Source organism: Paraburkholderia susongensis, assembly GCF_900177725.1.
Taxonomy (GTDB): Bacteria; Pseudomonadota; Gammaproteobacteria; order Burkholderiales; family Burkholderiaceae; genus Paraburkholderia; species Paraburkholderia susongensis.
Map to the genome: position 1 here is coordinate 560757 of NZ_FXAT01000002.1, position 25046 is coordinate 585802.

Sequence of the window (25046 nt, forward strand, 5' to 3'; positions counted from 1 at the left end):
TCATGCCAATCCGGGAACCCATCCTGAAAGTCTCCGTCATCGTGCCCACTTACCGGCGCACCGCCGATCTGGCTCGCTGCCTCGCCGCGCTCGACGCGCAGGAACGCCGCGCCGACGAGGTGATCGTGATCGCGCGCCACGACGATTACGCCACCCTCGACTGGCTGCGCACGCGCGAAGCGAACCGGCCCGATCCGCGCCGCTGCGTCGTGCTCGTGCACAAGCCCGGCGTAGTGGCCGCCTACAACCTCGGCATCGAAAGCGCGAGCGGCAACGTGCTCTGCTTCACCGACGACGACGCCGCGCCGCATCGCGACTGGGTCGCACGCATTGCGCAGGCGTTCAGGAAAGAGCCGAAGCTCGGCGGCCTCGGCGGCCGTGACATCGTGCACGAGCGCGGCGGCATCCTGCAGGGCAGGAAGCCGCACGTGGGCCTCGTGCGCTGGTATGGACGCACCATCGGCAACCATCACATCGGCCACGGCGAAGCACGCGAAGTCCAGGTGCTCAAGGGCGTGAACATGGCGTTTCGCCGCGAAGCGATCGGCTCGCTGCGCTTCGACGCGCGCCTGCGCGGCACCGGCGCGCAGGTTCACTGCGAGATGGCCTTCAGCCTCGACGTGCGGCAGCGCGGCTGGACCCTGGTCTACGACCCATCGCTGCTCGTGGAGCACTTCCCTGCTCAGCGCGGCGACGAAGACCAGCGCTTCAAATTCAACGACGCGGCTTTCTATAACGCGTCATTCAATCTTCGACTCATCATGTGCGAACACCTGACGCCACCCGGCCGATGGGCGTTCGTCGCTTACTCGACGCTGATCGGCGATCGCGCGGACCCGGGGTTCCTGCGCGCATTGTCGCTGGCATTCGAGCGCGGCGGCGTAGCACTTGCATTTCGCAAATGGCGAGTCGGTTTACGCGCGATGCGCGGGGCTTGGCAGGAAGCGGTGCGCTGACTTTTGGACGCGCCCGTTTCTCGGGGGACCACTATATGACTATCAAAACGATTGCCGCCGGGCTGGCGGCTGCTTCTCTATGCGCCTGCTCGCTGGCGCCCGGACCATATCTGGACACCAAGCGGCTGGAACCGCCGCCTCCGCCCGAGCAGACCGCGGAGAAGTTTCCAGTGCACATGATCGACGTCGACTATTTCCGCAAGGAGCGCGCCGCGGCCGTGCCCGCCGTCTGCCCGCTGTCGTGCCTGACTCCGCAAACGCGCGCCGCCTACGAGTACCGGCTCGGCGTCGGCGATCAGGTGACGATCATCGTGTGGGATCACCCTGAGCTGACGGGCGGCGGCACCGGCATCGCCAGCCTGCCGCCGTTGCCGGCCGGCGCGAACGGCGCTTCGCCCTCGCCCGGCCCCACGCAGACACAAGGCGCGACGCCGATCGGAGCAGGCATGAGCGGTGGCGGCGAAAGCGGCCTCACCGTGCGCGTCGCCAACAACGGCACGATCTTCTTTCCGCGCGTGGGCCGCATCAAGGTGCTAGGCATGACCGCACCGCAGGTGCAGGAAGCGCTGACGAAGGGACTCTCGCGAACGATTCGCAATCCTCAACTCGACGTTCGCGTGTCGGGTTTCAACAGCCAGTCGGTGCAGGTCACCGGCAATCTGCGCACGCCTGCGTCGGAAGCGATCACCGACTCGCCGCTCACCGTGCTCGACGCGATCAATCGCGCGGGTGGCGCACTGCCCGATGCGGATCTGCAGAACGTCGGCGTGACGCGCAACGGCCGGCGCTATACCGTCGACGTCGCCGCGCTGCTCGAAACCGGCGACCCGCAGCAGAACGTGCTGCTCAAGGACGGCGACATCATCGACGTGCCGGACCGCTCGAATAGCCGCGTGTTCGTACTCGGTGAAGTGAACAAGCCGACCTCGCTGCCGATGAACCGCGGCCGCCTCACGCTCGCCGACGCGTTGACCGGCGCGGGCAGCCTCGACGTCAAAACCGGCGACCCGCGTTTCGTCTACGTGGTGCGCGGCGCCGACAAGACGCTCACGCCCGACGTCTATCAGCTCGACATGACCCAGGTCGACGCGCTGATGCTGATGACCAAGTTCAATCTGCAGCCGAAGGACGTGGTGTACGTGCAGGTCTCGAGCGCGGCGCGCTTTAACCGCGCACTCGAACAGATCACGCCGACCCTGGAGTCGCTCTTCTACACGGTGCAGTTGTCCAGATAAATCGCTTGCGACGGAGTATCGCTATGAGTACGTATGACATGCTGGACCACGGGCCCGCGCCCAGTAGCGACGAGGACGCCGTCATGCGCGACCTGCTGCGCATGGTCATGGAGCAGATCTGGTGGGTGATCGGCATCGCGGCGAGCGTGATTCTCGCCGCGGTGATCTACACGAAACTCGCCACGCCGATCTATTCCGCCGACGCGCTGCTGCAGGTCGACACGCAGGCCGGCGCCGGCAACGCGGCGACCCAGAAGGCGATTTCGCTGATGCTGCCGGCGGCGCCGGTGCGCACCGATGCGGAAATCGAGATCATCAAGAGCCGCGCGGTGGTCGAGCCGGTCGTCGATCAGTTCCGGCTGAACTTCAGCACGTCCGCGCGAACCATGCCGGTGCTCGGCCGGATCACGCCGCTGTTCGCGCGCAAGGGGCACCCGCTCGGCGCGCTGTTCGGCATGAGTTCCTATGCATGGGGCGGCGAGCAGTTCGAGGTCGATTCGATCACGGTGCCGAAGTCGCTCGAAGGCACGCGCCTTGTCCTGCGCGCGCTCGGCGAGGGCCGCTTCGAACTGAACGATACCAACGGCGGGACGCTCCTCAGCGGCACGGCCGGCACGCAGGCGAGCGGCAACGGTATCACGCTGTTCGTGAAGACGCTCGTCGCGCGGTCCGGCACCGAGTTCTACGTGACGCGCTACAACCAGCTCGACGCGGTCGCGGCACTCTCCACCAGTCTGCAGGTCGCGGAAAAAGGCCACGATACCGGCGTCGTGCAACTGTCGTACACGGGCGCCAATCCGCACGCGATCACCGATATCGTCAACGCGGTCGCGGCTTCGTATCTGAAGCAACGCACCGAGCGCGCTCAGGAAGAAGCGAGCCATATGCTCGATTTTCTGAACAGCGAATTGCCGCGTCTGCGCGACGAAGTGAAGAAAACCGAAACCGCGTTGTCCGAGTATCAGTCGAAAGTGGGCTCGTTCCAGCCGACCCAGGAAGCCGGTGTCTATCTCGCCGGTGGGCTCGACTACGAGAAGCAGATCGCGGCGTTGCGCATCCAGCGCGCGCAGTTGCTGCAGCGCTTCACCGAAGAGGCGCCCGAAGTGCAGCAGATCGACTCGCAGCTCGCGGCAATGTCGCGTGAGAAAGCGCGCTTCGAAGATCACTTCACGACACTGCCGAGTTCCGAGCGCAATGCGCTCGCGTTGCAGCGCGATGCGAAGGTCGCCGAGGAAATCTATGTCGCTCTCCTGAACAAAATTCAGGAGCTGTCGATCTCGCGCGCGGGCACGATCGGCAACGTGCATATCATCGACGAAGCGCTCGTGCCGTCGCAGCCGGTACGGCCGAAAGCCGCGCTCATCATCGGCGCGGGCACGATGCTCGGCATTCTCGGCGGCATTCTGTTCGCGTTCTGCCGCCGCAGGTTCTTCACCGGCGTGGCCGATCCCGAGTTCGTCGAACGGCGCTTCCAGTTGCCGATCTTCGGCTCGATCACGTTCAGCCCGGAACAGGCGCGCAGCGACCGTCAGCTGAGCGCGCTGCGCGCGGCTGCACTGCCCGCGCCACGCTCGACGCCGACCGAAGTACCCGCGGTGGGTGCGGAGCGCTCAGGCGTCATGGGCCTGCTGGGTTCGCGCGCGGCTGATCTCAAGGCCGGTAAAGATGCCGTACCCGTCGGCACGCAGACCGTCATCGCGTCGGGCAAGACGCCGATGCGCCCGCTGCTCGTGAAAACGCATCCGTACGACATGACCGTGGAAGGCCTGCGCGGCCTGCGTGCGTCGCTGCAATTCGGGCTGATCGACGCGCCGAACCGGATCATCGCGATTACGAGTCCGGCGCCGTCGGACGGCAAGAGCTTCCTCTGCGCGAATCTCGCCACGCTGATCGCGGAATCGGGCAAGCGCGTGCTGCTGATCGACGCCGATCTGCGGCGCGGCCGGCTCGCGCAATACCTTGGCCGCTCGCCGAACGGCGGTCTGACCGAGTTGCTGACGGGCCAGGCCGATTTCGAAACCGTGGCGCGCGCGACCGGCGTGGACGGTTTGCACTTCATCGCGGCGGGCGCGTATCCGCCGAATCCGTCGGAGATTCTGACGTCGCCGCGCTTTAGCGAAATGCTTGCGCGCTTCGAACAGGAATTCGATCTCGTGATCGTCGACACGCCGCCGCTGCTCGCGGTGGCCGACGCCGCGGTGATCGCCAATCTCGCCGGCTCGACGGTGCTCGTGATGCGCGCAGGCGCTCATACCGAGACCCATGTCGCCGAAGCGCTGAAGAAATTGAAGCGCGCGCGGGCTCGCGTGATCGGCGGCGTGATGAATGCGATGCCGGTGAAAAGCCATAACCGCCAGGGCACCTATGACTACGCATATGCGTACACGTATTCGGCCGGTGATCCGCCGGATATTCATGCGCCGAAGTAGTTGAACGGGGAAGTCGTGTAGCGGGAAAGGGCTGCGCCTGATCGAGGCGCGGCCCTTTTGTCTTGAGGTGCTTTGTTTGTGCCTTGTGCCTTGCGTCTTGTTTCCAGCGGTATGTGCGGCTTGCACGGAATCGCCGCGAAACCGGCAACGCGAATGCAAATGCAAACGCCAATGCCGGCGGCTGAATCACAAGCCGCCGGCATTGGCGCAAACGAGCAGAACGCTCGACGAACTACAGTAACCGAAACTCAGCCTTCAACGCAGCACGCGGCTCGCAACCACCGCTACGCCGTGTTCACAGAAACGCGCTGACGTCGGTTTGAAAACGCACGGCAAGCGCCTTCGCCACCTTTTTGCTGATCGCGCGCCGGCCCGCGAGAATATCGCTGACCACGGTCGGCGATGCGATACCGGCCAGGTCCTTCTGTTTGAGTCCGTGCGTGATCAGCAGATGGCGCAGCACCTCGCGCGGCTCCGCGTTCGGAAGCATCACGTTATGAGATTTCCAGTGGCCGATCAGATCCGCCACGATCGTATGCAGATCGGCGAGCGGATCCTTGTCATTGCCATTCAGACACTCGGTCAGCGAACTCGCGACCCGCAGCATCTGCTGATAATCCGCGTCGGTGCGAATCGGTATGATCGGCAACTGGCTTTGCAGCGCGGCCCAGGTTTCGGAGATGTCGGGACAGGATCCCGGAAAGCGTTCAGCGTTCATGAGTTTAAATTCGTCCTCTTCCAAAGTCGTATTGCGCACACGTCAGTACATGACGAACGAATAACGACTGCCTGTTGTAGTGGGTCGCCGCGGCACCCTGCACCGCCCGCATCGGAAACGATGCAGCGAGGCGGCCCAGGGTTCGTGCGGCGAGCGTCTGCTTCAGGTCGTTATGGCCACGCGAGGCAAGCCGGCGCTAATGAATACCGCCTCAATAGCGCACGGCGCGCACCCGGATGCTGGCTGCTGCCATCCAGCCATGCTCTCTTTTCGATGGTCCACCGCGAAGGTCCCCGCACGTGAACTGCGCATCGACGATGCGCGCTTCACGTGCGGGGTCAAACGCAACGGACCGACACCTATAGCCGCCCGGACGCGATGGCCCGAACGGCTCTTTGCTGCTCGTTGCGAAATCACTGCGTTACGACGAAATCCTTGCATTCCCGCCGATACGCTCCCGATCACGGGAACACCGGCAAGACCAGTCTCAATGCCCCCAACTGCTTTTTCGCGCCGCGTCGCGAGGCCAGCCTAGCTCCTCGGTCGCGAGATCGTGTTCGATGCGCTCGACGCTCGCGCCGCGCTGACGCAGGCCCGCCGCCGAAATCGTGCGCGTGACCTCGGCCATGAACGCACGCCGGAATACGACTGCCGAAAAACGCTCGGCATTCGCACGACAGGCACCAGGCGTGATGTGTTCGCTCAGCCGCTCGAAGCGATTGATTGCGTCGAGCATCGACACGACTGTCTGGCGCGCGAAGAAAACACCGGTGGGTTGCGCTTCGCCGACCGGCACCACCGTCTCGAGCGCGCCGCCCTTGCCGAACGCGATGACCGGCGTGCCGCAGGCCTGCGCTTCGAGCGGCACGATGCCGAAATCTTCCTCGGCGGCGAACACGAAGGCGCGCGCGCGTTGCAGATAATCCTTGAGTACTTCGAATGGTTGATAGCCGAGGATCATCACGTTCGGGCCGGCCTTCGCGCGAATCGAAGCCATCTGCGGGCCGTCGCCGATCACGACGAGCTTGCGGTGCGGCGTCGCGTTGAACGTCTCGACGATCAGATCGATGCGCTTGTACGGCACCATCCGCGAGGCGGTCAGATAGAAATCTTCCTTCTGCGTGCACAGCTCGAACTCGTGCACATCGACGGGCGGCGGAATCACCGCGGCATCGCGCCGGTACGTTTTCATCACGCGCCGCGCGACGAATTCTGAATTCGCGATCAGACGGTCGACGCTGTTCGCCGAATGCGCATCCCAGCCGCGCAGATAGTGCAGCATCGCGCGCGCGGCCCACGACTTCGGCCCGCGCAGCAGATTCGCTTCGCGCAGATACTGGTGCTGCAGATCCCACGCGTAGCGCATCGGCGAATGCACGTAGCTGACGTGCGTCTGATCGGGGCCGACCAGCACGCCCTTCGCGACCGCATAAGAACTCGTGATGATGAGATCGTAGCTCGACAGATCGAACTGCTCGACCGCGAGCGGCATCAATGGCAGATACCCGCGATAACGGCGGCGCGCGAAAGGCAGACGCTGGATGAACGACGTGGTAACCGGCTTGCCTCCAAGCGGCCTGCGGTCCTCGAGAAAATCGACGAGGCTGAAAAGATCGGCATCGGGAAAGCACTCGATGATCTGCTCGAGCACCTTCTCGGCCCCCCCCGGTGCGACGAGCCAGTCGTGCACGATCGCCACTCTCATGATCCTTCCTACCTGTCAGTAAACGCCACATGGGCTTAGCAAAGAGTGTATGTGCCGCATTCCTTGCTGTGCGTGCGCGTGCCCACATTCGACACGCGACAGTACGCGAATAATCCGAGTTATCCGTTCGCCGCTGCGAACTCACGGCCTTATTGCTGCGCTTTTGTCATTTGGCCTCTTTCATTCGGTCTTTTTAATTTGACCTTTCTTTTCATTTGACCGTTTTCAATTGCCCATTTGAGTTGCCTATTTCATGCGCCCGACGATCGACGTCTCTCCCCTCGCCTCCTCTCTGGCTCAGCCAGCGCTGTCCGATCAGCCCGCCTCTTCCGCACGCACGACGCATGCTGCCGCGCTGCCGGCGGTGCTGTTCGTCGATCAGAGCGGCCAACTCGGTGGCGCTGAATTCGCGCTGCTGCAACTCGCCGGACATTGCACCGCGCACAGCGAAGTCGTGCTGCTCTCCGACGGCCCGTTCCGCATGCGCCTCGAAGCGCTCGGCGCACGCGTGCAGGTGATTAGCGATGCGCGCGTGTCGGGCGTCGTGCGGCAAGCGTCCGTAATGAACTGTCTGCGCGTGGTGCCTGGCATCGTGCGCCAGGTCCGCGCGATTGCCGCGCGCGCGCGGCAATTCGACGTGCTGTTCCTCAATACGCAGAAAGCGCTCGTGCTCGGTGCGCTCGGCAAGCCGCTGCATCGCAGGCCGGTGATCTGGTATCAGCACGACATCCTCACGCGCGAGCATTTCGGACGCGTGCAGTTAAGCATCGTCAAATGGCTCGTGCGTCTCGCGGTCGATCACGTAGTCGTCAATTCGCAGGCATCGGCGCGCTCGCTCGAAGCGTTGACCGGCATCGCGGCCAACTCGGTGCCGGTCGTCTACAACGGTATCGATGCGCAGGCATTTACGCGTGTCGACGGCAGCGACATGAGCGCGCTGCGCGAGCGTCTCGGCTTGCCGAAGGATGCGTGGCTTGCGGGTCTGTTCGGCCGGCTCGCGCCATGGAAAGGTCAGCACATCGCACTCGACGCGCTCGCGCGTCTGCCCGATGCGCATCTGGTGCTGGTCGGCGCGCCGCTCTTCGGTGAGGATGCCTACGCGCAACGTCTGCACGAGCAGGCGGCGGCGCTCGGCATCGCGGATCGCGTGCACTTCGCGGGCTTTCAGGACGACGTGCCCGCGTGGATGAAAGCGATGGACGTGATCCTGCATACGTCGACCGAGCCGGAGCCGTTCGGGCGCGTGATCGTCGAGGGCATGGCCGCGGCGCGGCCGGTGATCGCCGCCGCGGCGGGAGGCGTGACCGAGATCGTGCGGCATGGCCGCAACGGCTGGCTCGTGAAGCCAGGCGACGCGGCCGCGCTCGCCGGCGCGATCGGCACGTTGCGCGCGGATCCGGCGCTCGCCGGGCGGCTCGCGAAGCAAGCGCTCAGTGATGCGCGCTCGGAGTTTTCGGTGGAACGGTATTTACAGCGGATGACGCAGGCGATCAGGCAGGCTGCGCGCTGATGCTGCAATAAGAAGGATATTGAAAAACGCGTGTGAGCCGCCTGAAACGGCTCACACGCGTCGGAACGAATAAAACCGCTATCCGCTTAGCTCTGACCGTACGCGATCGTCTGCACGCCGCTATCGGTGCCGAGCAGGCACAGGTTCGCGCCGCGGCCCGCGAACAGGCCCACAGTCACGACACCCGGCCACGCGTTGATATGCGCCTCGAGCGTGCGCGGGTCGCTGATGCTCAAGCCCTTCACGTCGATGATCTCGTTGCCGTTGTCGGTAATGAACGGCACGCCGTCCTTCGTCACGCGCACCACCGGCACGCCGCCGAGCGCCGCCACGCGCCGGCCGATCGCGGTGCGCGCCATCGGCACCACTTCGATCGGCAGCGGGAAGCGGCCGAGCGTGTCGACGACTTTGCTCGCATCGGCGATGCAAACGAACACGTCCGACACCGACGCGACGATCTTCTCGCGCGTGAGCGCGCCGCCGCCGCCCTTGATCATCGCGCCGCTGTGGTCGATCTCGTCGGCGCCGTCGACATACACCGGCAGCGAATCGATCTCGTTCAGGTCGAGCACCTTGAAGCCGTGCGATTGCAAACGCGCGGTGGTGGCGAGCGAACTCGACACCGCACCGCGATAGCGGGATCGGGTGGCGGCCAGCGCGTCGATGAAGCAGTTCGCGGTGGAGCCCGTGCCGACGCCGATCACCGAGCCTTGCGGCACGTTGGCGTTCACGTAATCGGCGGCGGCCTGGCCGACCAGTTGCTTGAGTTCGTCTTGAGTCATGGGAAATGCGGGCAAGCGTTAAAAACCGTTAGTTTACCGGAGTGGCCGGCGGACTACCCGATTGGGCCACTCGCGCGCCACGCGTCGAGCGTGCTTTGTCGGCGCATACGATAAAAACGCAACGAAAACTCGGCTAAAACGCAGAATCATCCATCGCCCATTCCCTTCCCTTATCGTCACTTGCTAGCTTCGCAGGTCATCCGATGTCATGCTATCCAAGCTGACGAGAATGAATGAAGTTACCGTGGTCTTGAAATATCAGACCTTCAACAATATGCCCTATTATATTCTTACCGCATTTGTGGGTTAAAGGTACAACATGCTGTCAAATCACTACCCGCGAATGTACGAACTCTTCGGAGCGTACTTTAATCAGGATTTTGATTTATGGGGGAACACGATTCCAGAAATTGTCTCTTGCTACAAGCGAGACAGTCCACGGGAATACCATCATGAACTGGTCAGCGAGATTAATTCGTTCATGAACGAGCACCCAGTCGATCTTGATTCGGCCTTTGCAAAAAACTACGACTCAGGCTTTTATCCAAAACTATGGGGCCATACGACCGCTTCTTTTCTTGACGAATTAAAGCGGCTTTTGGGCGAGTAGCCGATCGCTCACCACATGATTAGCCATCCGTCCGGAAACACCAGTGTGATCCGGACGCAAGCAATTAACTGATAAGGACTACTTCTTCACCGCCCGCTGCCGCACCGCCTCGAACAGACACACCCCCGAGGCCACCGACACGTTCAAACTCTCGACCGTCCCCGCCATCGGAATGCGCATGATCACGTCGCACGTGTCGCGGGTGAGACGCCGCATGCCCTCACCTTCGGCGCCCATCACGAGCGCGACCGGACCGTCCAGCTCCGTTTCGTAGACGCTCTTCTCCGCCTCTCCCGCCGTGCCGACCACCCACACGCCCGCGTCCTTCAGCTCGCGCAACGCGCGCGCCAGATTCGTCACGGTGATGTACGGCACGGTGTCGGCCGCGCCGCTCGCGACCTTCGCGGCGGTCGCGTTCAACCCAACCGCACGGTCGCGCGGCGCGATCACCGCGTGCGCGCCGGCTGCGTCGGCGACGCGCAGGCACGCGCCGAGATTATGCGGATCGGTCACGCCGTCGAGCACGAGGATCAGCGGCGAACCGGCGATGCCGTCGAGCAGTTCGGCGAGGTTCTGCGCGAGCGGCAGGTCGCCCGCGCGCGCGACCACGCCCTGGTGGCGCTCGGTATGCGCGAGGCCCCACAGACGCGTTTCGTCGGCGGCGATCAGGCGCACGCCGGCTTCTTTCGCGGCATGCAGGAATTCGGTCATGCGACGGTCCTTGCGCGTCGCGTCGTAATAGACATCTTCGACCGTCGACGCATCGTGCCGGATACGCGCGGTCACAGCGTGGAAACCGTATAAAACCTTGAGACGTGCCATGACTGAACAACCTTTGATTGAGCGCGCGCGATACGCGCCGCTGTGATGAATATGAAAACCTGTGCGTACCTTCGCGCCACTGCGCAGGCAGCGTCGCAGCACCCCGCGCGCCGACACCACGGCGCGCCAAAATGCAGACCGCGCGCAACCGGCACGCCTTTACGTGCCCGCTGCGCGCGGACGAGACACTGCGACGGCTTCAGCGCTTCTTGCGTGCCTGCTTCGACGCCGCCTTCGGCGGGGCGCCACGCTTCTTCGCTACGCTGCGCGCCGCGCGCGCTTCCTTGACCGCCACGCTCTGCGCCGGCGCGGCCTTCTTGCGCCGTGGACCCGGCACCGCCGCGCCATTCTCCGCGAGAGGCAACGCGCGCACACGCGGGCCACCGCCGTCGCCTTTCTCGACCGATGCGCCGCGCGACGCGGGCGGCTTGATCGGCGCATCGCGCACGAGGCGGAAGTCGATCTTGCGCGCGTCGAGATCGACGCGGCTCACCTGCACGCGCACACGATCGGACAAGCGATAGCGAATGCCGGTACGCTCGCCGCGCAATTCGTTCTTGATCTCGTCGTACTGGAAGTAATCCGAGCCGAGTTCGGTCACGTGCACGAGACCTTCGATAAAGAGCGAATCGAGCTGCACGAAAATACCGAACGATGTGACGCCGTTGACCATGCCGCCGTACTCTTCGCCGAGCTTGTCGCGCATGAAATAGCACTTGAGCCACGCTTCGACGTCACGCGACGCTTCGTCCGCGCGGCGTTCGTTCGCCGAGCAGTGCAGGCCCAGCTCCTCCCAGATCGCCACGTTGTTCGCGCGCGCGCGGCCGCGCTTTTCCTCGTCAGCCTGCTGCATCGCGCGGGCGCGCGGCGACAGCGCCGTATTGAGTTCGACGCCGTGCGGCGGCTCCGGCTGATACTTGCGGCCCTGCAGGATCGCGTAGATCGCTCGATGCGTGAGCAGGTCCGGATAGCGGCGGATCGGGCTCGTGAAGTGCGCATACGCCTCGTACGCGAGACCGAAGTGGCCGATGTTGTCGGGACTGTAGACCGCCTGCTGCATCGAGCGCAGCAGCATCGTCTGCAGCATCGGCGCGTCGGGCCGGTCGCGGATCTGCGCCATCAGCGCCGCGTAGTCGCTTGCGTGCGGCGTGTCGCCGCCGCCGAGCGTGAGCCCCATGCCGCGCAGGAAGGTGCGCAGATTCTCGAGCTTTTCCGCGCTCGGGCCCGCATGCACGCGAAACAGGCCCGGATGCTTGTTGCGCTTGAGGAAGTCGGCCGCGCACACGTTCGCGGCCAGCATGCATTCCTCGATCAGCTTGTGCGCGTCGTTGCGCGTGCGCGGCACGATCTGCTCGATCTTGCCCTGCGCATTGCAGACGATGTACGTCTCGGTCGTATCGAAGTCGATCGCGCCGCGCTTCTGGCGCGCCGCGAACAGCGCCTTGTAGACGCCGTACAGATTCTGCAGTTGCGGCAGCAGCGCGGCGCGGCGCGTCGCCTCGGGACCCTTGGTGTTCTTCAGCACCGCGGCGACTTCCGTGTAGGTGAGCCGCGCGGCCGAATGCATCACGCCGGGATAGAACTGATACCCCTTCACCTCGCCGCGCGCGGTGACGATCATGTCGCACACGAGCACGCAGCGGTCGACTTGCGGATTGAGCGAGCACAGCCCGTTCGACAGCTTCTCCGGCAGCATCGGAATCACGCGGCGCGGGAAATACACCGAGGTGCTGCGCTCGATCGCGTCGGTGTCGAGCCCGCTCTTCGGATGCACGTAGTGCGACACGTCCGCGATCGCGACGATCAGGCGAAAGCCCTCGCCGCGGCCGACCTTGACCGGCTCGCAATACACCGCGTCGTCGAAGTCGCGCGCGTCCTCGCCGTCGATCGTGACGAGCGGCACGTCGCGCAGATCGACGCGATGGCGCAAGTCGGCCGGACGCACTTCGTCGGGCAGGCGCGCGGCTTCGTCGAGCGCGGCCGCGCTGAACTCGTGCGGCACGCCGTATTTGCGCACCGCGATTTCGATTTCCATGCCGGGGTCGTCGATATCGCCGAGCACTTCGGCCACCCGGCCGAGCGGCTGCGAATGGCGGCTCGGGAAATCGGTCAGCTCGACCACCACGACCTGGCCGACCTTGGCCTTCTTGGTGTTCTGCGTGATCAGGATGTCGTGGCCGATACGCTTGTCTTCGGGCGCGACGATCAGCGCGCCGTTCTCGTTGAGCAGACGCCCGATCACGCGCTTGTTGGCGCGGTCCGTGACCTCGACGATGTGCCCTTCCGGCCGCCCGCGCCGGTCATAGCCGACGATGCGCGCAAGCACCCGGTCGTTGTGCATGACCTTCTGCATCTCGCCGTTGGGCAGGAACAGGTCGTCCTGGCCGTCGTCGCGAATCAGGAAGCCGTAGCCGTCGCGATGACCCTGCACACGGCCCGCGACGAAATTCGATGGATGCGTGAGTTGATAGAGATTGCGCTGATCGAGCCGGATCTGGCCGTCGCGCTCCATCGCGCCGAGACGCTTGAAAAATCCTTCGCGCTCCTGGCGCTTGATCGACAGCGCTTCGGCGATGTCGTTCGCGGCAAGCGGCGTTTCACTCGTGCGCAGCACGCCGAGGATTTCTTCGCGGCTTGGAATCGGATACGGAAATTTGCTCAAGGGCTTGTCGATGATTTTTTCTCGTTGCATGGACATCGGTCGGCGATCTGGCCCGGCCAGGTAGACGTTTGCGATATGCGCTCAACTACGGTTGCGTGGCGCCTCTCGTTGCATCGGTTATTGCACCTGCTGTGCTCTGCTGCGACTGTGCCGCAAACGTGCCGGACACCGCGCGGGTCCGGCACGTTCAAGGCTGAATCGACGGGCGTGCCAACGAACCACTGCGAGGCATTCTAACACCCGTGCCGCGCGCCAAGCGGGCCGGCTGCGGGGACAGCGGCGCATGGCGCGACGCGTCGCGCCGAGGCTCGGACGGCTTCAGCGAAACGCTTGACAGGTCTTAATCCGTCGCTATAATAGCGGTCTTTGCTGTGCACCACCTGCCCAGGTGGCGAAATTGGTAGACGCACTAGGTTCAGGTCCTAGCGGTGGCAACACTGTGGAGGTTCGAGTCCTCTCCTGGGCACCAGAAAAATAGCTCCAGACAAATTGCTGGAGTGAGATTCAAAAAAAAGCCCGCTGATCGACTGCGGGCTTTTTCTTTTCTGGACGCGTACTCATCGCGCGCCCGGCATCTTTCCCGATAGGTTTTTCCCGATAGACGCACGCCAGGCACCGGCGGTTGTCGACGTAGTTGTCGCGTCACTTCAAGCAAACTGCTTTAGTTCTTCCGGCTGCATGTGCTCCGGATTGAACCAGACTTCATTCTTCAATTTCCAATTGCGCGTCGATCGGGACCAACGCCGCCGTTTGCGCAACCACACGCTAGCCGCGAAATGCCAGCGTCTTGCGCGCGAATTCTGTCACCTGTTGCCCAACGATTTCCAGTTGCATGCGCGCCGCTTCGTCGATCAGCAGGCCGCTGACGTCGAAGATCGGCAGTGACGTATTGACCATCGCCCCGAGCGGCGTCGGCCAGCCGCGCAGCGCGTGCGCGATCGAGCGCATCGCCGTGAGCGTCTGCCCCGCGGCCTGCCAGCCCGCCGCGCAGCAGATGCAGCCGATCGCGCAGCCGTCGAAATACACGCGAGCGTCGCCGCGCAAGTCCTCCGTATAGTCGAGCACGTTCTTGATCAGGCCGGATACCGAGCCGTGATAAGCCGGCGACGCGATGATCAGCCCGTCGCACCTGCGATACAGATCGATGACGCGCTGCATTGCGGGCGCTCGCTCGGTCAGCCCAGGCGTGTATATCGGCAAATTGAGCGCACCCCCGGCGATCACCTCGACGTCCGCGCCCGCCGCCTCGGCGGCGGCGAGGCTCACGCGCAGCAGCCGCTCGGTCGCCGAGCCCGGCCGCAGCGTTCCGCCCACGCCGACTATCAACGGCCGTCGCGGGACGGCAGCGCCGGCAGACGCCATAGCCATGACGTGTGCCGCATCGCTGGCCTGCAGGGCATGCTCGTTATCGCGCGGTTTCATGGTCGTCTCCCGAAGCCCGATTATTGGCGGCCGCAGGCGGCGTCGGCGTGCAGATATTTACCCAGCAGCGGCATCACCTCGGCCCCGAAGCGTTCGATCGAGCGCAGGATCCGCGGCTGCGAGACGCCTGGAATCGCCATGAAGCAACTGATGTGCGTGGGCCGAAGCGTTTCGATTTCCCGCACCAGTTTCTCCGCGACCACCTCGGGCGAGCCGATGAGCAGGCGATCGATGATCTCGTCGAGCGGCGGTTCGTCCGGCGCGGGCAACTCCTCGAGGAACGCGCCGTCGAGCCGCGCATACTTGTTGCGCATCGACATCGCCACACGCCGCACGTAGCGCGCGCCGTCGGCGGCCAGTTCGGCCTCTTTGGCATCGTCCGTCACGAACACGTAGCGCTGCAGCGCGAACGGCATCCGGGCGGCGTCGCCGCCGGCGGCCACGTAGGCTGACTCCACTTTGTCGCGGATGCCACTCAGCACGTCGAGCCGGTTCCAGCCCGTGGTGAAGAAGGGGATGTAGCCGCGCTGCACGGCGCGCCGCTGCGTTTCCATGTCGCCCGCCAGCCCCGCCACATAGATCGCCGGCCGCGGTTGCATCGTGCGCACCGAAAAATACGTTTCCGAAAAATGGATATGCTCGCCGTTGAACGACAGCGGCTCACCGTCCAGATAAGCTTCCACGAAATCGAGCAGTTCGAGCATCCGGGCGCGCCCAGTGCTCAGTTCCACGCCGAACTTCTGGAATTCGTATTCCTGGTAGCCGGTGCCGAAACCCAGCACCAGGCGCCCGTTGCTGATCTGGTCGGCCATGCCGATATCCTCGAGCAGGCGGATCGGCTCGTAGAGCGGCGCGACGATCACCGCCGGTCCGAGCTTGATGCGCTCGGTCTGCCCGGCCATGTAGGTCGTCATCGTCAGCGGCGAGGGGCACAGGCAGTAGTTGGAAAAATGATGTTCCGCGAACCAGGCTATCTCGAAGCCGGCCTGCTCGACCAGCTTGACCTGCTCCGTCGTGTCCCGATAGATCTGACTCGGCCCGCGCTGACGGTCACGCTGGGTCATCAGGCAAAAAAGACCAAAATGCATGTGAATATCTCCGTGCGTTAGTCGCTCGCGGTCCCTAGCCGACGATCGTCTCGCCGCCGTTCGGGCTGATTACCTGCCCTGTCAGGAAGTCGGCTTCGGGCGACGCCAGGTACGCAACCGCATAGGAAATCTCGATGGGCTCACAAAAGCGCTTGAGCGGCACCTTCTCCTGCTTGGCCTTGAGCGTGGCCTGATCGTCGAGCTTGACCGGTCCGCCCGAAAGCACTCCGCCCGGCGCCACCGCGTTGACGTGAATGTTCCACGGCGCCCACTCCTTGGCCCACGCCTTGGTGAGCCCGAGCAGCGCCGCCTTGGCCGCGCAGTAGTGAGGCGACACCGCCGCTCCGGTCATCCCCCAGATCGACGAAATGTTGATGATCTTGCCGTAGCGGCGCGCCTTCATATCGGGCAGCACGGCCTGCGCACAAAAGAACGAGCCGCGCACATGGACAGCCATCATGCGGTCGAACTCGGCGTCGTCGATGTCTTCGGTCTGCATGCGCCTGCCGTAGCCGGCGTTGTTCACAAGAATGTCGATCGGCCCGAGCGCGTTGACGGCACCCGCCACGGCGACCTTGAGCGCCCCGACGTCGGCTACGTCGAACACCGCCACGTGAACGCGACGGCCCAGCTTGCGCACCTGCTCCGCGGTGTTCTCCGCTGTGTCGCCGCGCAGGTCGGCCACCACGATGTCCGCGCCGCGCTCGGCCAGCAGCAGCGCGTGCGCACGTCCCATGCCGTCACCGGCGCCGGTGATCAATGCAACCTTTTTGTCGAGTAAAGACATCATCATTCCCTTGCGATCAGAAGCGTGTCGTTAATGGACCAGACGAGCGCCACCGGCGCGCCGGCTGGATACAGATCCTCGCGACGTTGCGCGTTCTGGCGCACGGCGAGACGGAGTGAAGTGCCCACCCGCACCCGGTAGCGCACCGTGCCGGCGGCGAATACGACGTCTTCGACGACGCCCGTCAGGCGGTTGAGCAGGTGGCAGCCAGGCTTGTCGTCGGGCGTGTCATCGAATGGCGCGTCGGCCGCGGCAATCCGCACCGCCTCGGGACGTACGCAGACGACGCACCGCTCGGGCGCGAGCGCGTCGGCGTGCACCACCGCCGTCAGCGCGTGGTCCCCGTTGACAGTCAGTGCAACCCTGCTGCCGGCCAGCCCTCGCGTCGCCGTAATCTCGAACAGATTCGCGTCGCCGAGGAAGCTGGCGGCGAACGCGTTGCGCGGATTCTCATACAGCTCTCGCGGCTTGCCGTACTGCACCAGGTGGCCGTGATTCATGATGGCGATGCGGTCCGACATCGCCGCGGCCTCATCCTGGTCGTGCGTGACGTACAGAATGGTCGCTTCGATCTGCTCGTGGAACGCCTTGATCTCGTACTGCATTTCAGCCCGCAGATTCTTGTCCAGCGCGCCTAGCGGTTCGTCCATCAACAGAATTCGCGGATCGTAGACGGCTGCGCGCGCCAGCGCGACGCGCTGCTGCTGACCGCCCGAGAGCTGGCTCGGCCGCCGCCGGATCTTGTCGGACAGGCGCACCGTCGCGAGCATTCGCTCCACGCGCTCCTGGATCTCACGCGGCGCCATGTGACGCAGACGCAGCGGGAAAGCCACGTTGTCGAACACGCTCATGTGCGGAAACAGCGCGTAGTTCTGGAACACCATGCCGATGTTGCGCAGGTACGGTGCGATGCCGACCAGATCGCGGCCGTCGACCTCGATGCTGCCGCCCGAGGGCGCGACGAAGCCGGCGATGGCGCCGAGCAGTGTCGATTTGCCGGAGCCGCTCGGGCCGATGATCGAGAAGAATTCGCCCGCATCGATCGTCAGGTCGGTGGAGGCGAGCGCGGTGAACTCGCCGTAGTGTTTGGTCAGCCCGCGCAGCGTGAGGCGCGCGCCACGGCTTTGCACGCCCGTCGTGCGAGCGGCTCCAGTTTGTACACTCCCCTCAGCCATGCGCGCCCTCCACATCGAGGCCCGCCCGCTTGCGCAGCGCGCTGGCCGCGGCCAGCATCACGAGCGTGAAAACAAAGATCAGGCTGGCGATCACGGCGATGCTCGGCGTCAGAAAATCATTGAGCTGCTGCCAGATCAGCCGCGGCAGCGTGCGCGTGTTGATTCCCGTGAGGAAGAGCGCGAGCAGCAGTTCGTCGAATGACGTGGCGAACGCCAGGATGCCACCGATCGCCACCCCCACCCGGATCATCGGGAACGTGACCTTCCAGAAGGTCTGCCAGCCGTTCGCTCCCAAGGTCATCGCCACCAGTTCGAGCGTGTCGCTGTAGCCGGTCAGCGCGGCCGATACGGTGATGAACACCAGCGGGATGCCGATCATCGTGTGCCCGATGACGACCGCCAGGTAGCCGCGCAGCAGCCCGAGGTCGAGCATCACCGGATACAGCCCGATCGCCAGGATGACGTGCGGCAGCATCATCGGCGCGACGATTAGCGCCGAGATCAGCGCGCCGCGCGCGAGACGCCCCTTCACGACCGCCAGCGCCGCCAGCGTGCCCAGGACCATCGACGCAAGCGCCGATGCCATGCCGATCGCGAAGCTGTTGAAGGCCGCGCCGCGCCACGCCGGATCGTCCGCCATCTCGACGTACCATTTGAACGACCAGTGATGCGGCGGAAACGTCAGATAGCTTTCCGCGTTGAACGACAGCGGCAGGACGATAAGCGTCGGCACGATCAGGTACAGCAGGATCAGTGCGACGATGCCCGTCATGGCGATGCGCGCCATGCGCATCATGCCGCTCATCGGGTCGATGCCGCGCATGCCGCTCACCGGGCCCGCACCGCCCGGGTTGCCAGGGCCGCCCACCGTCTTCATTTGCCGGGTCACATGGGTCATCTCAGCGCTCCCGGTCAAAGCCCTGCGTCGCGCCGCCGGTCAGGCGCACGTACACGATGTAGATCGCCATCGTCAGGAGCAGCAGCAGTGTCGCGAACGCCGACGCGATGCCCCACTGCAGATAGCGGTCCGTCTGCTGCTCGATCAGCACAGCGGCCATCATGTTGCGCGGACCGCCGAGCAGCGCCGGCGTCACGAAGAACCCGAGCGACATCATGAAGACCAGCAGGGAACCGGCGCTTACCCCCGGCATCGACAGCGGCAGGAATACGCGGGCAAAAGCGATCGCCGGGTTCGCGCCGAGCACCCCGGCCGCGCGGAGCAGCGACGGATCGATGGCACGCATGCAGGCGATCAGCGGCAGCACCATGAACGGCAGCATGATGTGGACCATTCCGACATTGGAGGCGATCGCGCCGGGCACGAAATCGACGGGTTGCGCCACGAGGCCCGACCACACCAGCGCGCCGTTGAGCACCCCTGCCCGCTGGAATACCACCATCCACGCATACGAGCGGATCACGACGCTGGTCCACAGTGGAATGATCACGCACGCGCTCATCAGTTGCAGGCGCCAACCGCGCGCGCGGGTGATAGCGTAGGCCACCGGATAGGCAATCAACAGGCAGATCGCCGCCACGAACGCGGCTGTCTCGAAGGTATTGGCCAGCACCTTCAGATAAGGACCGGCCGATATCACGTGCCGGTAATTGCCCAGTCCGAGCCCGGGCGTGCCAAAGCTCCGCGCGATCACCCGCACGAGCGGCCAGACGAAGAAACACAGCAGGAACGCAGCGGGCGGAACGATCAGCCACCGGTATCCGCTGCCGATACTCCAGGCGCGGAATTCGCTGTCGGTTGAAACGCGTGCCATAGTGGGCCTCTGCCTCAACCGAGCAGCCAATTGTTGAAGTGGTCGGCCACGTTCTGGCCGTTGTCCGCCCAGTACTCCAGGTTCAGCATCGTCCCTTTGCCGAAATTGGCGGGCGATGACGGCAGCACGGCCTGGACCTCGGGACTGAGCATCGCCATGGCGTCGCGGTTGACTGGACCGTACGGCAGCAGCCTGGCGAACGCGGCCTGCGTGGGCGCCGACAACTCCTGCGCAATCAATTGCATCGACTCTTTCCTGTTCGGCGCGCCTTTGGGCACCGCCCAGGCGTCGCTAACGAAGATCGCCTGATTGAAGTGATAGTCGACCGGCGCGCCCTGGAGCTTGGGCTGATAGACGCGGCCATTCCAGATCGCGCTGACGTCCACCTCGCCGCTGATCAGCAGTTGCGCGCCCTGCGCGCCGCTCGTCCACCAGACGACCTTGTCCTTGATCCGCGCGAGGCTGTGCAGTGCGCGGGCGACGTCGAGCGGATACAGCTTGTCGCGGCTCACGCCGTCGGCCAGCAACGCGATTTCGAGTGTCTGGCCCGGCTCCTTGTGCAGGCCGATCCGGCCCGGGTAGTCCCACACTTCGCGCCACGTTTGCGGCGGCTTGCTCTTGACCTTCTGGGTGTTCCACGCGATGTGATACGCCGCAATGTCGGTCAGCACGAAATACGGGTAAGCGACGTGCGGCAGCAGCTTGCTCTTATCGACGATCGAATAGTCGATCGGCTCGAACAGCCCCTGTCGCCCGAACAGGATGTATTGCTCGCCGGCCCCTTGCACCACATCCCACTCGACCTGCCTTTGCTCGACCATCGCCTTGAGCCGGCTGGCTTCGTTGGCGGTGGTGACTATCGGGATGCCGGTGCGCTCCTGCCAGGTCTTGAACACCGTCTTTTTATAAGCGTCCTCCAGCATACCGCCGCCGGTGGCGACCGCCAGTTGATCCGGCTTGGCGAATGAACGCGTGGGCATGACGAGCGGCAACGCTGCCGCGCCGCTCAAAGCTTTCACGATATCGCGCCGTGACCAGCGCCGTCCCAACGCGAATTTGCGGTCGTTCATTGCCTGCCTCCAATCTGATGAAGTGATTGCGCTTCGTGGCAATGCATCGTCTGAACTCAAATCATCAGCATGCCGCCGCTGGCGATGACCGTCTCGCCCACCACGAAGCGGTTGCGCGCGGAGGCAAGGAAAAGAATCAGTTCGGCAATGTCGTCCGGCTCGGCAGGCCGGCCCAGTGGAATCTGCTTGATGCGCTCGGCGAACCACGGCTGCTGCGTGGCGCCTTCGGTTGCCATCGTGCCGGGGCTGACCGCGTTGACGAGCACCTGGTGCGGCGCCATTTCCTCGGCCAGCGACTTGGTCAGGCTGACCACGGCCGCCTTGGCTGCGGCGTAGTGCGGGAGCTTGGGCTTGGCGCGATGCGCATCGGCCGATGCGACGTTGACGATGCGCCCGTAGCGGCGGCCGATCATCAGATCGACGAGCGCACGTGTGGTGAGGAAGGGTCCGGTCACATTCGTGCGGAACGTCCAGTCCCAGTCCGACAGGCTGATGTCGCGCAACTGCCCCTGGCGCCAGCCGCCCGCATTGTTGACCAATACGTCGAGCCGCCCGCCGGCGCTGTGTTCCAGTTCCCCGCGCAGCGCCGCCACGTCTTCTTCGACGGCCGTGTCGCCATGCAGCGCGAACACGTCGAGCCCCTCCTGCCGCAGTCGCTGCGTGACGCGCTCGAGTTCCGGCCTGTCGAGATCGAACAGGCACACGCGCGCGCCGCGGCGCGCCAGCATCGCGGCTACCGCGAGGCCGAGACCGCGCGCCGCGCCGGTCACCACCGCCACTTGTTCCGCAAAGTCCATGACACGTCTCCTTAGTCACGACTGCAGGTTGCTACATTCCACGTTAGAACATTTGAATCATATGTCAACAAATAGATCATTTGTTGCATTCCGACCAACCGCGCACTAGACTGGTTTTCAGTCGACGCCCTTTGCCACGCTTTGCCACGCGCGAGGAAAACATGCGCTCTTCAGTCCAGCGGTCCCCTCACGACACCGGCGCAAATCCCGCGCCGGCCGGCGACTCGCAGCAAAACCACGCCGAGCTCACCGCCTCCCACGTGTTCCACCGGTTTCCGCGCAACGCCATGCCGGTCGCGGTGGCCGGCGACGGCGTCTACGTGATCGACCGGCAAGGCAAGCGTTACCTGGATGCGTCGAGCGGTGCGGCGGTGAGCTGTCTAGGGCATAGCCATCCAGCGGTGATCCGCGCGATTCAGCGCCAGGCCGAGCAACTGGCCTTTGCGCATACGAGTTTCTTCACCAACGAACCGCTCGAAGAACTGGCCGCGCTGCTCTCAGCCAGCGCGCCGCCCGGGCTGGACCGGGTGTATTTCGTCTCGGGCGGCTCCGAAGCGGTCGAAGCCGCGCTGAAGCTGGCGCGCCAGTATCAGGTCGAGCGCGGTGAGCCGCAGCGCACGCGCGTCATGTCCCGGCGCCAGAGCTACCACGGCAACACGCTGGGGGCGCTGGCCGCGGGCGGCAACCGGTGGCGGCGCGCACCGTTCGAGCCATTGCTGACGCAGGCGCTCGACGTCGCGCCGTGTTACGCGTATCGCGACCGGAGGCCGGACGAAAGCGAAGAGGCCTACGGCGAGCGGTTGGCGTGCGAGTTCGAGCAGGCCATCGTCGCGGCCGGCCCCGAGACCGTCATGTGCTTTATCGCCGAGACCGTGTGCGGCGCCACGCTGGGTGCGGTGCCAGCGGTGCCGGGCTACTTCCGGCGCATCCGCGACATCTGCGACCGCTACGGTATTCTGCTGATTCTCGATGAGGTGATGTGCGGCATGGGGCGAACCGGCACGCTTTACGCATGCGAGCAGGAGGGCGTCATCCCGGACCTGCTGGTGATCGCCAAAGGTCTGGGCGCGGGCTATCAGCCGATCGGCGCGGTGCATGCGGCGCGGCACGTGTTCGACGCGATCGTCGGCGGTTCGGGATTTTTCCAGCATGGCCACACCTACAGCGGCCACGCGCTCGCGTGCGCGGCGGCGGTCGCGGTACAGAAAGCACTGCGCGACGAGCATCTGATCGACAACGTGCAGCGGCGTGGCCCGCAGTTGATGCAACGCCTGCGCGAGCGCTTCGGCATGCATCCCTATGTTGGCGACATCCGCGGCCGCGGGCTGCTGCTCGCGCTCGAATTCGTCGCCGAGCGCGACGCGAGGACGCCGTTCCCGGCAGAAGCGCGGACCGCGCAGCGCATCAAGGCCAGTGCGCTCGAGCACGGCCTTATGTGCTACCCGGCTGGCGGCGTCATCGACGGCAAGGTCGGCGACCACGCGATGCTAGCCCCGCCTTTCATCATCGAGGAAAAGCATCTCGACGAAATGGTCGACAAGCTGGCGGAGACAATCGATGCCGTGTTTCCCGACGCGGCCCGCCGGCGCTGAAGAGATAATCGTTCGAGCTTCGGCGTATGCTCGACTTCAACGATAATCGCGCAGGCGCCGACGCCCGTTGAAGGTCTCCTTTGCGAGGCCGGAGATTGGCGAGATGCGATTCATCCCGACAACATCATCGGAAGCCGCCATCCTTCCGACAACTCGTGATACCAACGTTGACCGCCGTGGACAAGCATCAGACCGAACCGGACAATCCCCCGCTCACTATCGACAAGCTCGTCGAGCAGCGATTCAGCGCGCTCAGTCCCAAACTGCGTGAGGCCGCGCGGTTCGTGATCGACCGCCCGGAAGAGATCGCGATGAATTCGATGCGTACGGCGGCGGTGCGTGCTTCCGTGCACCCCTCCACGATGCTGCGCCTCGCGCGCGAACTCGGCTTCGACAGTTATGAGCCGTTTCGCGATGAATTCCGCACCTGGCTCGCAAATCGCGGCGCGGTCTCGTGGGCTGGCCGCGCCGAGACGTTGCGCGGCCAGCGGACCGACTCGCACAAGGAGCATCTGATCGAGAAGATTGTCGACCAGGAAGTCTTCAATCTGCGCAACACGTTCGAGCCGCGGACGATCAGCAAGATCGTCGAGGCGCGGACCCTGTTCGGCGAGGCGCGCAACGTCTACGTGCTGGGCCTGCGTAGTCTCTTTCCGGTGGCGTTCTATCTGAACTACGTGTGCCGCATGTTCAACGACAAGACGGTGCTGATGATGGGCGTGGGCGGCACCTTCGCCGACGAACTGCGCACCGTCGACGAGCGCGACGTGATGATCGTTTTCAGTTACCGGCCCTACGCGCGCGACACGCTCAAGGCAGTCAAATTCGCGCGGTCGTGCGGCACGCGGATCGTTGCGGTGACCGACAGTAAGGTCTCGCCGATTGCCACGTGCGCCGACGTGGCAATCCCCGTGCTCAACACGACTCCGTCGCTGTTCCCATCGATCGGGCCGGCATTCCTGGTCGCTCAGGCGCTGGTATCGCTGCTGGTGGCGGAGAGCGGGGAAGACACGATGGCCAAGATTGCACGCAGCGAACGGCAGCTTACCGAGTTCGGGGTTTATGTTAGCGACAACGAGTAGAGGCTCTCGATACCCGGCTTCAATCGAACCGGTACCGGTCATCCCGAAGTAACACTCGAACATCATCTTTAGGAAGTCGAAATTTTTTCAAGGGCACAGTGGATTGGAATCAGCGCGCACATGCCGCAAGTGGCAACGCGATCTGCGCGGGAGAGATCTCGACGCCGCCGAACGGGACCAGATTGACCGGAAAGCTCTCTCCAACGGCTGGCGAATAGTGAAGCCGACGCGGGACCTTCGCGTCCGGCCGGAAGCCCGGCTCCCGAAGAAGCGCCTGTCTTGGTGAGGCTGCCGGTACTGGAGAGCGTGTTCGCGGTCTGCGCGAAGACCCGTTTTTTCAGGGTCGCCGCTATTTCCTTTCCTTGAAACCTCAACGCATTGGCCTGCGATTGCTGCAACGATGTCCGCTTTAGCAGCTTTAGCAGCTTTAGTCTTGCTGTGTCACATAAATTCAGTTGCACCGCCCCGGAAAGCGGTCTAATGACCTGCTTCGAGTGCCCGGATACGCTCAATCGGCTCGCCTCGTCGCTTCCGTCACTTCCCTGCGCGATTCAACCGGGAGGAAGAAAGTTTGTTTGAAGCAGGGATTGACAAACCTGATCGGCACGCTAAAATAGCGGTCTAGCTTGAAGACGTGCCCAGGTGGCGGAATTGGTAGACGCACTAGGTTCAGGTCCTAGCGGTGGCAACACCGTGGAGGTTCGAGTCCTCTCCTGGGCACCAGCAGTTGTTCCGGCATGATCCGGTAAAGCTCGAGAAACCCCGTAAGATCAAAGTCTTACGGGGTTTTTTGTTGTCTGTAATTCCCCTGCGCTCCACTGGCATCGACGAT

Annotated in this window: 20 protein-coding genes and 2 tRNA genes; 9 read left to right on the plus strand and 13 right to left on the minus strand. The window is 64.2% G+C overall.

The genetic code is table 11. The annotated features are described in order from the left end of the window. Positions 1 to 2 precede the first annotated feature (2 nt). From B9Z01_RS07680 to B9Z01_RS07690, 3 genes are read left to right on the plus strand one after another with little or no spacing between them, the layout of a single operon-like run. The gene (locus B9Z01_RS07680) at positions 3 to 956 is read left to right on the plus strand and encodes a glycosyltransferase family 2 protein (protein WP_085481636.1); all 954 of its coding nucleotides are present in this window, start codon (positions 3 to 5) and stop codon (positions 954 to 956) included. Positions 957 to 991: 35 nt separating this feature from the next. Continuing rightward, complete coding sequence (locus B9Z01_RS07685) at positions 992 to 2191, plus strand: polysaccharide biosynthesis/export family protein (protein WP_085481637.1); 1200 nt, start codon at positions 992 to 994, stop codon at positions 2189 to 2191. 23 nt (positions 2192 to 2214) lie between these two features. Beyond that, a complete protein-coding gene (locus B9Z01_RS07690) occupies positions 2215 to 4620 on the plus strand; it encodes a polysaccharide biosynthesis tyrosine autokinase (protein WP_085481638.1) in 2406 nt (801 codons plus the stop codon). A 295-nt stretch (positions 4621 to 4915) separates the two neighbouring features. Here the strand turns inward: B9Z01_RS07690 and B9Z01_RS07695 are convergent, their stop codons facing one another. Both B9Z01_RS07695 and B9Z01_RS07700 read right to left on the minus strand, forming a co-directional pair. Continuing rightward, a complete protein-coding gene (locus tag B9Z01_RS07695) occupies positions 4916 to 5338 on the minus strand; it encodes a helix-turn-helix domain-containing protein (RefSeq protein ID WP_085481639.1) in 423 nt (140 codons plus the stop codon). 487 nt (positions 5339 to 5825) lie between these two features. Then, positions 5826 to 7043 carry a glycosyltransferase family 4 protein gene (locus B9Z01_RS07700; protein WP_085481640.1) on the minus strand — a complete coding sequence of 406 codons (1218 nt, stop codon included), beginning with the start codon at positions 7041 to 7043 and terminating at the stop codon, positions 5826 to 5828. Positions 7044 to 7296: 253 nt separating this feature from the next. On the opposite strand from B9Z01_RS07700, the gene B9Z01_RS07705 reads away from it, so the two are divergent. Then, complete coding sequence (locus B9Z01_RS07705; RefSeq protein ID WP_085481641.1) at positions 7297 to 8553, plus strand: glycosyltransferase; 1257 nt, start codon at positions 7297 to 7299, stop codon at positions 8551 to 8553. A gap of 86 nt (positions 8554 to 8639) precedes the next feature. Here the strand turns inward: B9Z01_RS07705 and rpiA are convergent, their stop codons facing one another. After that, entirely contained in the window at positions 8640 to 9335 is a 696-nt protein-coding gene (gene rpiA / locus B9Z01_RS07710; protein ID WP_085481642.1) for a ribose-5-phosphate isomerase RpiA, read from the minus strand. 319 nt (positions 9336 to 9654) lie between these two features. On the opposite strand from rpiA, the gene B9Z01_RS07715 reads away from it, so the two are divergent. After that, a complete protein-coding gene (locus B9Z01_RS07715) occupies positions 9655 to 9945 on the plus strand; it encodes a contact-dependent growth inhibition system immunity protein (protein ID WP_085481643.1) in 291 nt (96 codons plus the stop codon). 78 nt (positions 9946 to 10023) lie between these two features. Here the strand turns inward: B9Z01_RS07715 and rlmB are convergent, their stop codons facing one another. Further along, entirely contained in the window at positions 10024 to 10767 is a 744-nt protein-coding gene (rlmB, locus tag B9Z01_RS07720) for a 23S rRNA (guanosine(2251)-2'-O)-methyltransferase RlmB (RefSeq protein WP_085482069.1), read from the minus strand. A gap of 199 nt (positions 10768 to 10966) precedes the next feature. Further along, complete coding sequence (rnr, locus tag B9Z01_RS07725; protein WP_085482071.1) at positions 10967 to 13459, minus strand: ribonuclease R; 2493 nt, start codon at positions 13457 to 13459, stop codon at positions 10967 to 10969. A gap of 352 nt (positions 13460 to 13811) precedes the next feature. Between rnr and B9Z01_RS07730 the strand changes: the two genes are divergently transcribed. Beyond that, positions 13812 to 13898 (plus strand) — tRNA-Leu (locus B9Z01_RS07730). Positions 13899 to 14194: 296 nt separating this feature from the next. On the opposite strand, the gene B9Z01_RS07735 is transcribed toward B9Z01_RS07730, so the two are convergent. From B9Z01_RS07735 to B9Z01_RS07770, 8 genes are read right to left on the minus strand one after another with little or no spacing between them, the layout of a single operon-like run. Beyond that, on the minus strand, positions 14195 to 14851 hold the full coding sequence (locus B9Z01_RS07735) for an NADPH-dependent FMN reductase (RefSeq protein WP_208625910.1): 657 nt from the start codon (positions 14849 to 14851) through the stop codon (positions 14195 to 14197). Positions 14852 to 14871: 20 nt separating this feature from the next. Further along, complete coding sequence (locus B9Z01_RS07740; protein ID WP_085481644.1) at positions 14872 to 15939, minus strand: LLM class flavin-dependent oxidoreductase; 1068 nt, start codon at positions 15937 to 15939, stop codon at positions 14872 to 14874. A 34-nt stretch (positions 15940 to 15973) separates the two neighbouring features. Then, positions 15974 to 16726, minus strand: coding sequence for an SDR family NAD(P)-dependent oxidoreductase (locus B9Z01_RS07745; protein ID WP_085482075.1), 753 nt, complete (start codon positions 16724 to 16726; stop codon positions 15974 to 15976). A 2-nt stretch (positions 16727 to 16728) separates the two neighbouring features. Beyond that, positions 16729 to 17901, minus strand: coding sequence for an ABC transporter ATP-binding protein (locus tag B9Z01_RS07750; RefSeq protein ID WP_167387445.1), 1173 nt, complete (start codon positions 17899 to 17901; stop codon positions 16729 to 16731). After that, a complete protein-coding gene (locus tag B9Z01_RS07755; RefSeq protein WP_085481646.1) occupies positions 17894 to 18799 on the minus strand; it encodes an ABC transporter permease in 906 nt (301 codons plus the stop codon). The genes B9Z01_RS07750 and B9Z01_RS07755 overlap by 8 nt, the downstream gene beginning before the upstream one ends. A gap of 1 nt (position 18800) precedes the next feature. After that, positions 18801 to 19673, minus strand: a complete 873-nt coding sequence (locus B9Z01_RS07760) for an ABC transporter permease (RefSeq protein ID WP_085481647.1) — start codon at positions 19671 to 19673, stop codon at positions 18801 to 18803. 14 nt (positions 19674 to 19687) lie between these two features. Next, on the minus strand, positions 19688 to 20743 hold the full coding sequence (locus B9Z01_RS07765; protein WP_085481648.1) for an ABC transporter substrate-binding protein: 1056 nt from the start codon (positions 20741 to 20743) through the stop codon (positions 19688 to 19690). Positions 20744 to 20799: 56 nt separating this feature from the next. Then, on the minus strand, positions 20800 to 21540 hold the full coding sequence (locus B9Z01_RS07770; protein WP_085481649.1) for an SDR family NAD(P)-dependent oxidoreductase: 741 nt from the start codon (positions 21538 to 21540) through the stop codon (positions 20800 to 20802). Between the two features lie 83 nt (positions 21541 to 21623). Here B9Z01_RS07770 and B9Z01_RS07775 point away from each other — a divergent pair, with 83 nt between their 5' ends. From B9Z01_RS07775 to B9Z01_RS07785, 3 genes are all read left to right on the plus strand, one after another. Next, positions 21624 to 23132 carry an aspartate aminotransferase family protein gene (locus tag B9Z01_RS07775; protein WP_275937489.1) on the plus strand — a complete coding sequence of 503 codons (1509 nt, stop codon included), beginning with the start codon at positions 21624 to 21626 and terminating at the stop codon, positions 23130 to 23132. 176 nt (positions 23133 to 23308) lie between these two features. Continuing rightward, positions 23309 to 24214, plus strand: a complete 906-nt coding sequence (locus B9Z01_RS07780) for a MurR/RpiR family transcriptional regulator (RefSeq protein ID WP_244195954.1) — start codon at positions 23309 to 23311, stop codon at positions 24212 to 24214. Positions 24215 to 24850: 636 nt separating this feature from the next. Beyond that, positions 24851 to 24937, plus strand: a tRNA-Leu gene (locus tag B9Z01_RS07785). Positions 24938 to 25046: the final 109 nt, after the last annotated feature.

Coding starts and splice junctions, on each gene's coding strand:
- B9Z01_RS07750 (WP_167387445.1), bottom strand. CDS start 17,901: ATGGCTGAGGGGAGTGTACAAACTGGAGCCGCTCGCACGACGGGCGTG.
- B9Z01_RS07695 (WP_085481639.1), bottom strand. CDS start 5,338: ATGAACGCTGAACGCTTTCCGGGATCCTGTCCCGACATCTCCGAAACC.
- B9Z01_RS07700 (WP_085481640.1), bottom strand. CDS start 7,043: ATGAGAGTGGCGATCGTGCACGACTGGCTCGTCGCACCGGGGGGGGCC.
- B9Z01_RS07755 (WP_085481646.1), bottom strand. CDS start 18,799: ATGACCCATGTGACCCGGCAAATGAAGACGGTGGGCGGCCCTGGCAAC.
- B9Z01_RS07735 (WP_208625910.1), bottom strand. CDS start 14,851: ATGAAACCGCGCGATAACGAGCATGCCCTGCAGGCCAGCGATGCGGCA.
- B9Z01_RS07690 (WP_085481638.1), top strand. CDS start 2,215: ATGAGTACGTATGACATGCTGGACCACGGGCCCGCGCCCAGTAGCGAC.
- rlmB (WP_085482069.1), bottom strand. CDS start 10,767: ATGGCACGTCTCAAGGTTTTATACGGTTTCCACGCTGTGACCGCGCGT.
- rpiA (WP_085481642.1), bottom strand. CDS start 9,335: ATGACTCAAGACGAACTCAAGCAACTGGTCGGCCAGGCCGCCGCCGAT.
- B9Z01_RS07680 (WP_085481636.1), top strand. CDS start 3: ATGCCAATCCGGGAACCCATCCTGAAAGTCTCCGTCATCGTGCCCACT.
- B9Z01_RS07705 (WP_085481641.1), top strand. CDS start 7,297: ATGCGCCCGACGATCGACGTCTCTCCCCTCGCCTCCTCTCTGGCTCAG.
- B9Z01_RS07745 (WP_085482075.1), bottom strand. CDS start 16,726: ATGTCTTTACTCGACAAAAAGGTTGCATTGATCACCGGCGCCGGTGAC.
- B9Z01_RS07740 (WP_085481644.1), bottom strand. CDS start 15,939: ATGCATTTTGGTCTTTTTTGCCTGATGACCCAGCGTGACCGTCAGCGC.
- B9Z01_RS07685 (WP_085481637.1), top strand. CDS start 992: ATGACTATCAAAACGATTGCCGCCGGGCTGGCGGCTGCTTCTCTATGC.
- B9Z01_RS07715 (WP_085481643.1), top strand. CDS start 9,655: ATGCTGTCAAATCACTACCCGCGAATGTACGAACTCTTCGGAGCGTAC.
- B9Z01_RS07760 (WP_085481647.1), bottom strand. CDS start 19,673: ATGGCACGCGTTTCAACCGACAGCGAATTCCGCGCCTGGAGTATCGGC.
- B9Z01_RS07770 (WP_085481649.1), bottom strand. CDS start 21,540: ATGGACTTTGCGGAACAAGTGGCGGTGGTGACCGGCGCGGCGCGCGGT.
- rnr (WP_085482071.1), bottom strand. CDS start 13,459: ATGCAACGAGAAAAAATCATCGACAAGCCCTTGAGCAAATTTCCGTAT.
- B9Z01_RS07765 (WP_085481648.1), bottom strand. CDS start 20,743: ATGAACGACCGCAAATTCGCGTTGGGACGGCGCTGGTCACGGCGCGAT.